This window comes from Nocardia sp. 852002-20019_SCH5090214, assembly GCF_001665865.1.
GTDB classification, from domain to species: Bacteria; Actinomycetota; Actinomycetes; order Mycobacteriales; family Mycobacteriaceae; genus Nocardia; species Nocardia nova.
Window position 1 is genome coordinate 1 of sequence record NZ_LZMK01000308.1, and the last position, 10161, is coordinate 10161.

11 protein-coding genes are annotated in these 10161 nt (G+C 70.0%); 10 read left to right on the forward strand and 1 reads right to left on the reverse strand.

All coding sequences use genetic code 11. The features are described 5' to 3' along the window. Positions 1 to 557 (reverse strand): hypothetical protein (locus tag A5780_RS24675; RefSeq protein WP_197521854.1); only part of this gene is annotated, 557 nt, incomplete at its 3' end. A 528-nt stretch (positions 558 to 1085) separates the two neighbouring features. Between A5780_RS24675 and A5780_RS24685 the strand changes: the two genes are divergently transcribed. The 10 genes from A5780_RS24685 to A5780_RS24730 all read left to right on the forward strand — a co-directional run bounded on the left by A5780_RS24685 (position 1086) and on the right by A5780_RS24730 (position 10105). Further along, positions 1086 to 1568 carry a hypothetical protein gene (locus tag A5780_RS24685; protein WP_064907188.1) on the forward strand — a complete coding sequence of 161 codons (483 nt, stop codon included), beginning with the start codon at positions 1086 to 1088 and terminating at the stop codon, positions 1566 to 1568. A gap of 100 nt (positions 1569 to 1668) precedes the next feature. After that, positions 1669 to 3285 carry a hypothetical protein gene (locus A5780_RS24690; RefSeq protein WP_082976698.1) on the forward strand — a complete coding sequence of 539 codons (1617 nt, stop codon included), beginning with the start codon at positions 1669 to 1671 and terminating at the stop codon, positions 3283 to 3285. Between the two features lie 196 nt (positions 3286 to 3481). Beyond that, positions 3482 to 5431, forward strand: coding sequence for a hypothetical protein (locus tag A5780_RS40235; RefSeq protein ID WP_064909718.1), 1950 nt, complete (start codon positions 3482 to 3484; stop codon positions 5429 to 5431). After that, positions 5428 to 6240 carry an ESX secretion-associated protein EspG gene (locus A5780_RS24700; RefSeq protein WP_064909719.1) on the forward strand — a complete coding sequence of 271 codons (813 nt, stop codon included), beginning with the start codon at positions 5428 to 5430 and terminating at the stop codon, positions 6238 to 6240. Before A5780_RS40235 ends, A5780_RS24700 begins: the two co-directional genes overlap by 4 nt. 47 nt (positions 6241 to 6287) lie before the next feature. Next, entirely contained in the window at positions 6288 to 6608 is a 321-nt protein-coding gene (locus tag A5780_RS24705; protein ID WP_063018659.1) for a hypothetical protein, read from the forward strand. 38 nt (positions 6609 to 6646) lie between these two features. Beyond that, positions 6647 to 6988, forward strand: a complete 342-nt coding sequence (locus tag A5780_RS24710) for a YbaB/EbfC family nucleoid-associated protein (protein WP_227462745.1) — start codon at positions 6647 to 6649, stop codon at positions 6986 to 6988. Positions 6989 to 7112: 124 nt separating this feature from the next. Further along, positions 7113 to 7427, forward strand: a complete 315-nt coding sequence (locus A5780_RS24715; protein ID WP_030513423.1) for a type VII secretion target — start codon at positions 7113 to 7115, stop codon at positions 7425 to 7427. Then, positions 7424 to 8815, forward strand: coding sequence for a hypothetical protein (locus A5780_RS24720; protein ID WP_156769652.1), 1392 nt, complete (start codon positions 7424 to 7426; stop codon positions 8813 to 8815). The genes A5780_RS24715 and A5780_RS24720 overlap by 4 nt, the downstream gene beginning before the upstream one ends. A 9-nt stretch (positions 8816 to 8824) precedes the next feature. Further along, positions 8825 to 9121 carry a PE family protein gene (locus A5780_RS24725; protein ID WP_063012535.1) on the forward strand — a complete coding sequence of 99 codons (297 nt, stop codon included), beginning with the start codon at positions 8825 to 8827 and terminating at the stop codon, positions 9119 to 9121. Between the two features lie 15 nt (positions 9122 to 9136). Further along, positions 9137 to 10105 carry a PPE domain-containing protein gene (locus A5780_RS24730; RefSeq protein ID WP_063012537.1) on the forward strand — a complete coding sequence of 323 codons (969 nt, stop codon included), beginning with the start codon at positions 9137 to 9139 and terminating at the stop codon, positions 10103 to 10105. The last annotated feature ends 56 nt before the right edge of the window (positions 10106 to 10161 follow it).

Genomic DNA, 10161 nt, shown 5'->3' on the forward strand with positions numbered 1-10161 from the left:
CTCGGCCCGGTCCCCTCGGGATTCTCCCTTCTCTCCGGATTCCCCGGCGTCGGCATCGCCCGACGACCCGCGCGCCGCACGAGCCGCCGCCGCATCAGCCCCCGCCGCATCAGCCGCCGCGAAAGCCCGGCCCGGGACAGCCCGGCGTAGGCCATCATGACCCATGCGGTGGCCACCACGACCATCACGGTCACGACCCCGATCACCACGGCGATCACCGAGGGCACGGCCACGGGCATGATCACGGTCACCACGGTCACCACGGCCACGACGGAAATGATCACGACCATGGCGGCCCCGACCACGGTGGCCACGAGCACGGCGGCCACGGTCATGACCGTCACCACGGCGGCCACGGCGATCACGACCACGGTGGCCACGGCCATGACCATCATCACGGCGGCCACGGCCACAATGGGGATCACGACCACGGTGGCCACGAGCACGGCGGCGACGGTCATGACCACCACCACAGTGGCCACGGCCATCACGGGGGTCACGACCACGGCGGCCACGAGCATGGTGACCACCATCATCACGCCCACGACCACCACCATCTGCCGGGGTCGCAGGCTCAGCCGAACATCCCGGTACCGCCGTGGCTTTCGGACTCGAGCGTCCCGGGCAATGCCGCCTCACAACCGTTCCCGTTGCCGGGCGCGGGTATCGAGCGGAACGTGAACCCAGCCGGAACCGGGCTCAACCCATTCGGCGATCCGCTGGGCGCGATTCCTCACATGCCTGAACCTGCTGTCCCACAGCAGCTTCCGCCGCAGCCGGCCCCTGAACCGCGGGTATCCGACGGTCCACACGCAGCGATCCCGCCGGATCATGGCGTCGGGCAGGGGCCTGGCGGTGCCGACCGGTACGGGGCCGGGTACGGCAATGGGAACGGCCACGGCACCGGATACGACCCGGGAGCCGGATACGGGAACGCCCACGATCGGCAATTCTCGGTCGGTCGCCCGTTCTCCCTCGGTGATCCGGCAATCGGCGCAGCGGGAAACCTTGGGGTACAACCGGTTCCGGCAGAGCAACCGCAGAACAACTTCCCGCAGAACGGCTTCCCACCGTTCGCCCCACCGATGCCGCAGGGCAACAACCCGGCTTCCGCCTCCACTCCGGCACGTCACCCCGCGCACCCGCCCGGCTCGCCGACTCCCGCCGCGCCCCGCATCCTGGTACAGGAGTTCAACGGTCACCGTTGCGCGGAGGTCGATCCGCTCACCGGATCGCTGCACGAGGCCGCCGAGCCGATGGGTCCGTTCAGCGGGGTGTACGGCGATCTCGACGGCGTGGAGTTCGTCTTCTTCCGCACCGACGATCGGCTCTTCCTGCGCGTCGCCGGCCAGTTGATCGATGCCGACGATCTGGCGGTGATCGTGCACTGGCAGCGTGCCGGCCGCCGGCATACCGACTTCACCGTGACCCGAGCGGGACTGGCGGTGTGCACGGTGCGCTATCGCCGGCGCAAACCGGAACTCGACCTCGGCTTGTGGATCCGCGATGTGCTCGACAATCCCGCCCGCCGAACGCAGATCTTCGCCGCAGTCCGGGGTGTGCGGTGAAAAGCGCAGCACCGCACACTGTTACCGAGCATCGCACCGATGAGGATGTCCGCAGCCGGCCGCGCCGGACGGCGGACGCGAACGAGGAGAACACCGCGACGTGACCCGCCCCGATGACCACACCCCGGACCCGCAGGACACCACACCGGTGCCGGCCCGACCGGACAGCGCACCCGCGGCCGCCGCGCCGGATCCCGCACCCGACGACCGGCCCGATCTTCCGTCGCACGACACCGCGGGTTCCGCCGCCGAGGACGAGCCGGACGTAGGCTTCACGCTCGGCGGCGGAATGCCCGAATCCATCGCGGCGGCAGTCGATCCGGAGGCGCGCGCCAGGGAATTGGCGCACGGGATCGCGCGCGAACTGGCGGCGGTCGCGCCCGAGGGGTGGCACGAGCTGACGGCCGTGTTCGCCCTCACGGTGGTGGTCGGCGGCGGCGAGGTCGTCTTCACCGACGACCAGGACCGCGTGCTGCGTGCCGATCCGCCCGAGTCGGTCCTGGAGTTGGTGCGCGAGCACCGCGACCTGTCCGCGGCCTTCGACAGCGGTCCCTGGTGGCGCCTGTTCGTCCGATTGGACCGGGCCGGACATCTGCAGGTCGACTACGACTACGGTGACGAACCGTTCCCCGACGATCAACTGCTGGCGCCGGAGGCGTATGTGGCCGACCTGCAGGCATATCCGCGCGATCGGGTGCCGGTCTGGCTGGGCGCCTACATCGGGCACGGCGACCGGCAGTCCCGCCCGCCGGCCGTCGCGGCCCGGCAGGCGCGCGCCGATCGTGCCGAGGGTGTGGTTCCCGTGCTGTCGGACGACGACTTTCCCGAGCTGCCCACGCTGTGGAGCCGGTGGGCGGTGATGGCGGCCGCTTTCGTCGCCGCCGGATCGCAGTGGGGCCCGCGCGTGTTGCCGTCGCTGGGCTGGTTCGAGGGCGCCCGGCGCGGCGGCAGCACGCTGTATCTCCTGCCCGGCGGCCGTGCCGTGCTCTCCGGCGGGGTGTGGGAGGCGCCGGCGCTCGATGCCGCCTACAACGGCGGTGCACCGCTGCCGCGGCTGTATGCCGGCGCACCGGAATGGGTGTCGAATTCGGTGCTCAATCCGCGCTTCGGCGACGGGCTGCTGTCGTTCTGCTACTGGTGGGAGAACGGGCGGTGGTATCGCGGTGAGTCGCCCTCGGCCGATCACCTCAGCGACGCGCTGCCGGGTGTGTGGACCTCGGCCACCGTCGCGCAGGTGATCCGCGGCTTGATCGACGGCGAGGCCGACGACGAATTGCGCTCCGCGGTGGACACTCTGGTCGCCGCGGCCGAGGCCGATGTGGTTACCCGAGAAACCCTCGTCGCCGTCTTCGGCGACGACGGCGGCTTCGATATCGACGGCGCATTCAACCAGCTCACCTTGGCCGGTGCGACGCCGACGGGCCCGGCGCCGCTGCCGCGGGCCGAGGCGCTCGAGCGGGTGCGTGGTCACATCGGCGAGGCCGGGATCGATACCGACGGATATCCGCTGGATCGACTGCACGCGGACCGGATCTCGGTGGGCTGGATGGTCTACGTGCCCGCCGAACCCGACGAGGTGGCGATCGGGCGGGCCGTGTTCTACGTCGCCGACGACGGTGTGCTGGAACAGTCCTCGTCCTCGATCGCGCCGTCGGTATACGTCGAGGGTTTCGAACAGCGGTTCCGGGAGCGGCGCGGCGCATTGCGGGCGGGGTGACACTCGCCGCCGGTGTTTCACCCCGCGTTCAACCGCCGTTGCCGCCGGTGTTGCTCGCAGGTCGCAGGCTGTTCGAAAGATGATGTGGGACTTGCAATTCGGCATATCGGCGCGGGCGGGGGACGACCTGCGGACGGTATCGCCGACGGGGTGAACGCGCAGCTTCCGCTGCTACCGAATTCGAGGAGCACGATCGATGGCGCCCGATCCGACTACGCCCGTCGCTACGGGCAATCCGTGGCCGGCGTTGAGTGACTATACGAAGAACCACACCTCCGGCAAGGATGCGCTGAAATTCGAGCCGGACGTGGCCCTGGAGGTGGCCGCGGCCGCGGAGAACACGATCGCCGCGCTGAAGACGTTGCAGCTCTACACCGACGATCTCACCGCCGGTTCGCCGGTCTCGAATCTCGCGTCGGGCACCGCGCTGGGCAAGAAGTTCGATACCGAGGCCACCGATCTGAAGACGGTCTTCGAGGACCACAAGACGATCCTCGGCCAGATGATCGACACCTTCATCGCGGCCGGCAAGGCCTACGGGAAGATGGACGGCTTCAACTCCGCGCTACTGGACAATGTCAGCGGCAAACCGGACTACATGTGGGACGCCGACGGCTTGGACCCGATGGGCGACCCGCCGAAAGTGCCTGGCACCAACGACGATCTGAAGAATCCCGTCAACGCGATGGACAACAAGGCGGGACTGCAGTCGTTCCAGTCCTCGACCATCAGCCCCGAAGCGCCGGACTACATGAGCTGGTACGACCTGTTCCAGGTCGGCAACTACATCCGGGTCAACAAGGTGGCCGAGAACCTCGCCAACCACGCGGGCACCTGGTGGTGGATGGCGACCGAGGTGAACAAGGTCTACTCGGATCTGCTCAACAAGATCGACTCGGTGACCGTCGACAAGTGGAGCGGACCGGGTAAGGAGACCGCGGTCGCGGCGGTGCAGGCCTACGGCAAGAGCATCCCGGGGCTGTCCACCGCGATCAGGGGCACCGGCGATCTGCTCGTCTACACCTCGGGGTGGCTGAACGAGACCCAGTACAGCATGCCGCCGAACAACGATGCCGACGCGAAGACGCAACAGCAGTGGATTCAAACGGTGCGCGAGAGTTTCCGGCGTACCTATGTCTTCGGGATGAACCAGTCCTCGTCGCATGTTCCGGTACTGCCCGCGGCCGCGGCGGCATTCGGCCAGATTCCGGCCAATCCGTACGACCCGACGGGCCAGAACCCACCGGGCAGTCAGAACCCGCCCGGCAGCCAGAATCCGCCCGGAAGTCAGAACCCGCCCGGCAGCCAGAATCCTCCGGGGGGCGCGACCCCGCCCGGCGGCGCGACCCCGCCGGGCGGTACGACTCCGGGCGGCTCACCCAACGACGCACAGGCCAAGGCCGCGCAGGAGGCCGCGGCCCGGCAGCAGCGCGAGGCCTTGGCGCAGCAGCAGAAACAGGCCGCGGAATACGACAAGCAGCAGAAGGAAGCCCAGCAGCAGCAACAGAAGGAACAGCAACAGCAACAGAAGCAGCAGGAACAACTGCAGAAGCAACAGGAGCAGCAGCAGGCGGCCGCACAGCAACAGCAGGAACAGCAGCAGGTCATGTCCGCTGTCCAGCAACTGATGTCGGCCGCGCAGCAGGGTGCGCAGCAGCTGATGCAGGCGTTCCAGCAGGTCGCCCAGACCCTGACGCAGCAACAGCAGCAGGACGCGCTGGCCAAGGCCGGGCTGGGCGATATTCCGGGACTGGGCATTCCGGGTATGGACGGCTCGGATCCGCTGTCCGCCCTCGCGGGCGCCGGAGGCGGTGCGGGTGGCGGCGGTGGCGGTGTGCCCGGCGGCGGTGCCGGGCTGCCGGGGTTACCCGCGCTCAATCGCGATCTGGCGCAGGCCTCCAAGTTGTTCCCGCGGGCGAGCACGCTCAGCACGGCGTTGAGCGCCACCACCGTCGACTCCGCGACCGGCCGCGCCGGCGCCGCGCCGATGGCGGGCACTCCCGGTTCGCCGGGTGCGGCCGGGGCGGGCGCGCAGAACCAGCAGGGCAAGGAGCACAAGCGGCCCGCCTATCTGGATTCGGTCGAGCATCTCGAGGACGCGCTCGGCGATGCGCCCGTGGTCGTGAAGCCGGTCGTCGAGAAATGAACCGCAGCTGGAGCTTCACCGATCTCGAATTCGTCGTCATGTGGCGGCATTTCGGTGACGAGGGGCCACCGCGTCCGTTCGTCTACACCACCGACATTCCGCTGGAGGACGACTTCCAGCGCGAATGCACGCGCTTGCGCGACCGGATGCTGGCCCGGCCCGACCACACCCTGTTCGACGCGGTGCGCGACTGCACCCGGCCCGATCTCGCCGTCCTGGTCACGGGGTTCGACGGCCACGACCCGCATCGCGGCGAGGGAGCGGTCCGGCTACTGGCCGCCCGGCGAGAGGATCGCGGCTACCTGCTCACCCAGCTGCCCGGGCGCACCCTGTTGCACGCCGGTGGATTCACCATGGTGCAGTGCGATCCGCTGCGGCTGGCCGATATGGTCGCGGATGCGCTGCCACAGGTCGAGGCCGGTGGCTCCGGGCACATTCTGTTACCGCCCGATCCGGAATCGGCGGCCGGTGTCACCGAAGCGCACTACGTATCGGCCGACAGTGCGGGCGGTGCCCCGCAACTCTGGGACAGCTACGACGAGCCCGACGAGGCCGCCGGGCAGCGCTTTCTCGATATCGTCCCGGAGCGTTCCGGCTCCATCGAAATCGCCCAGGGCGTATCGCGTTTCGGCCCGAGGGGTCGTACCGTCCGGCATCTGGACTGGCGCGACCTGTCCGGCGACGGCCGCTACGTGATCCAGGCGGGCCCGCCGCGCACCGCCGCCGGAGTGGACCGGCAGGGACTGATCGCCGCGATCAACGCCGAGATCATCACCGTCGTCCGCGCGATCAAGGACGAGCGCGTCTGACCGGCCGGCGCCACCGTGCCCGATTCCGACCGACAACGAGGAGCATGATGTCCACCGCGACAACGCGATCGGGTTCGATCGCGGTAGAGACGACCGAACAGGGCCTGCCGCTGCGGATTTCGATCGAGGCGAGCGAATTACGCCGCGAACCTGCCGAATTGGCCGCCGAACTGCTCCGGCTGTGCTCACGCGCGGCCGATCGGGCCGGACTCGCACGGCGGCGCCAACTCGCCGAGGCCGGGCTGGGCAGCGACCTGCTCGCCTTGACCGGACTGCCCACGGCGGAGCAGGTCGAACGGCAGGAATTGATCGACGAGCAGGAGTACGACACGGAACCGCAGAGCTGGCTGAGGTCGGTGGAGTGGTAGGCCACGACGCCGGAGACGACGCGACCGAAGGGGAGCCGATGGCGAATATGCCTGATCTGTCCGGTGTTTCGGTGATGGACGAGCTGGTCGCCCGCACGGAGCGGCAACTGGAACGCATGCGCGATCTGGGTGACCGGATGGCGGGGGTGCGGGCCCGCGAAACCTCACCGGACGGCGCCGTCACGGTGGAGGTCGACGGTAACGGCGCATTACTCGATCTCGTTTTCTCACCGTTGGTGAATCGGCTCACCCCAGCGGAGTTCGAGCAGGTGGTAGTGTCCACCGCGCGCAGCGCCGCCGCCCGTGCGTTCGCGCAACGCGGTGATCTGATCGCCGCATTCAACGAGGAGAACGGCGCCGGTACGCGCGAGATTCACTGACGCGTAACGCGTTCTTAAGCTGCGCGCGTGCCAATCTACGTCGACGCCTGATGCAATTGCTCGGTAGATGTTCGATCCGCCGGTTACGCGAGCGCGAATCGGCTTACCGGGCAGGGGCTTTCAGATGGGCGAGTTGGTAGCAGTACCGGAGGCGATCCGTCGCTACGGGGACACGGCGGCCGCTATGGCCACCGAAACACTCTCCGCGGGCACGGTGAACCAGGCGGTGGCCATCGCCGCGGCCGTTCCGGTCTTCGGTTTGATCGGTCAGGACTTTCTCGCGACATACGCGCTGGCGCAGGCGAATCACCTGAGTTCGGTGGTCGAGCTGGCGACCGTGCACGCCGGTACCGCGGTGACCGCGCATCAGAGTGCCGCCACCTACGCGACGACCGACCAGGACAACGCCGACCTGCTCGGCGGAATCGGCCGCGCGTGATGGAACCGGGCCTGGACCGGTCGATCGTCGACCTGTTGCGCCAGAGCGCGATGGGGTCGATCGTGGACCGTCCGGTCAACGACGTACTGCGGGAGATGGGGCTGCCGGGCCTGCCGCAGCTGCCGCCGGCGCCACCGCTGCCGCAGCTGCCGCCGCTGCCGGTGCTCGACCTCCACGCGCTGACCAAACCGATCACGGATCTGGCCAGCAGTTTCGGCACCGGCAAACTCGGCGGCGGCCCGGGTGCGGACCCGACGCAGGTGCTCTCCCAGATCTCGGCCGTGCTGCAGACCGTCGTGCAACTGGGCACCACGGCGATGCAGACGGCGATGTCGCTGTGGCAGGGCGCGGGCGCGCTGTCGGCGGCGGCCAAATCGACCCAGGCGGCCGCCGACGGTACCGCGGTGGCGGGCCAGGGCACGCAGATGTCGCTGGGCACGACCGCCGCGGCCGGCAGCGTATTCACCGGAAACGCGCTGATGACGGGCATCACCTCGAAATACCTGACCTCGCTGGCGGCGGCCGCGCCGTTCATCGTGACCCCGCCGGGGCAGGTGTTCGTGCTGGCGATGTCGGCGCAGACACTGGCCGAGGCGCTCGCCGTGGTCACCAAGACGCGGGTCGAGCTGACCGCGCACAGCGCGAAGATGGCGCACACCGGCCAGAAGGTCAAGATCACCAATGTGCCGCACGGGGTGTCGAATGTCGCCGCGCAGCGGGTCGCGGTGCCGCAGGCTTCGCTGAAGTCCGTGGCCGGCACCACGTCCCGGCTCAGCGCCACACCGTCCGGTATGTCGCTCGCGACCAACGCGTCGAGCTCGAGTAGCGCGGCGGGCAATGCGACGCAATACGTTTCGCAGGCGCTACAGATGGTGCAGTCGTTGTCGGCCGTCGGCGGCGCGGGCGCGCAGGCGGCCACGGGCGTCACCGGCCGCGCCGCGAAACCGATCGCGGCCCCGGTTCCGGCGGCGGGCGGAACTCCGGCGGCCGCCGGAACCGGATCCGGAGCCGGCGCACCCGGTGGCGTCGGCGCACCGGCCGCCGGGCCACCCGAGATGTCCTCATCCCTGCAGGCCGCGCGCACCCCGTCGATCATGACGGAGGCGGCCGTCACCGCGAGCACCGAATCCGCGATCGCCTCGTCCGGTACGGCGGGTAGCCCGGGCATGATGCCGATGACGCCGGGCGCCGGCGCGGCCGGAATGGCCCGCGCCGCTTCGGATTCCAGCAGCGCGAGCGACGCGGTGCGCGGACAGCTCGTCACGGCCGCGCACGGTAACGACGTCGTGGGCGATATCGCCGGAGTCTCCCTCCCCGTGGTCGGCGCCGCCGACGCGGTCACCACCACACCGGACACCGAGCCGCCGGACAAAGCTCTCACCCTCTAGGAGTTCGCGATGGAATTCGATCCCGTAGTCGCGGCGCGCACCGCCGCCGATCTCGACGCACTCGCCGACCGTCTGGAGGCGGGCCTGCGGGCCGACACCCCGGCGCTGTCGGTGGCGGCTCCCGGTATCGACGAGGTGTCGCTGCGTGCGGCGACGACCCTGACCGAGGTCGGCGCGTCGTTCGACTCGTCGGGCAACCTCGGCGTGCAGGAGCTGCGCAAACTGGCCGCCACCCTGCGGGCGCAGTCGCGCGGGCTGTCCCGGATGGACAGCGACAACGCCGCCGACCTCGGCGCCACGGCCTGATCGGGGCGCGACGACATGGTCGAACCACCGGGTGACGGCTTCACCGGGGTGGTCTGGGAAGCCAGGCCGACCGAGCGGCTGGCACGCGAACTGACGACCGGCCCGGGATCGGTGCCGATGGCCGAGGCCGCTTCGGCCTGGGGGCGGCTGGCCGCGAACTTCGGTGCCGCCGTGGTGGATTACGACCGGATCGTCGCCGAGATCCGCGGGCACTGGCAGTCCGACCGCAGTGACGAAGTGCTGGAACGCATTGCGCGGATGCGGGATTGGCTGCTCGACGCCGCGACGGCCGCCGGGCGCAACGCCGCCCACGCCGCCGAACAGGCCGCGGCGTACGAGGTGGCCCGGCTGGCGATGCCGCATATCGCGGAGATCGCGGCGCTGGAACAGGCGATGCACACGGTGCAGGCCATCGGGGCCGCGATGGGCGCGCCGCTGGTCGGCGCCGCCGCCGATATCAGCGCCGATCAGGACGTGGCCAAGGCCGGCGCGGCCCGGGTGATGCGCACCTACGAGGCCGCCACCGAACCGCTCGCGATGCCGTGGCAGCAGATCGAGCCGCCGGTGCTGGCCACGGGCGACGCCCTGGCGGGGGAGCAGGCGGCCGCCGCGGTGGCCGCCGAATCGGCATCCGCGATGCCCGCCGTTCCCGGGATGCCCGCCATGCCGAACCTGGCCGCCTTCGATATGCCGCGCACCCTCACCGGCACCCGTGTCCAGACCGTCGCCCAGGTGGCGCGGTCCACCGAATTCACCGCGCTGCAGGCCTCGCCCGCGCAGACCGGGACGGCCACCGGCCAAGCGGTTCCCGCCGCGGCCGGCCCCGCCGCCGCGCAGTCCGAGGAGGAACGCGTCGCCCGGGCGGGGGCGGCGGACGCACCCGCCGTCGGCGAATTCGAGATCGACGCCGGATTGGCCGCCGCCCCAGCGGTTCTCGGTGGCGTCGAGACGCCGCCCGCGTCCGGAACCGCGAGTCCCGCGTAAGGAGTGTTATGGCGACCCTGACCAACGACGCCGTCCTGGCCGTCGCCGAACTGCTC

Coding starts and splice junctions, on each gene's coding strand:
- A5780_RS24685 (WP_064907188.1), top strand. CDS start 1,086: ATGCCGCAGGGCAACAACCCGGCTTCCGCCTCCACTCCGGCACGTCAC.
- A5780_RS40235 (WP_064909718.1), top strand. CDS start 3,482: ATGGCGCCCGATCCGACTACGCCCGTCGCTACGGGCAATCCGTGGCCG.
- A5780_RS24700 (WP_064909719.1), top strand. CDS start 5,428: ATGAACCGCAGCTGGAGCTTCACCGATCTCGAATTCGTCGTCATGTGG.
- A5780_RS24705 (WP_063018659.1), top strand. CDS start 6,288: ATGTCCACCGCGACAACGCGATCGGGTTCGATCGCGGTAGAGACGACC.
- A5780_RS24710 (WP_227462745.1), top strand. CDS start 6,647: ATGGCGAATATGCCTGATCTGTCCGGTGTTTCGGTGATGGACGAGCTG.
- A5780_RS24715 (WP_030513423.1), top strand. CDS start 7,113: ATGGGCGAGTTGGTAGCAGTACCGGAGGCGATCCGTCGCTACGGGGAC.
- A5780_RS24725 (WP_063012535.1), top strand. CDS start 8,825: ATGGAATTCGATCCCGTAGTCGCGGCGCGCACCGCCGCCGATCTCGAC.
- A5780_RS24730 (WP_063012537.1), top strand. CDS start 9,137: ATGGTCGAACCACCGGGTGACGGCTTCACCGGGGTGGTCTGGGAAGCC.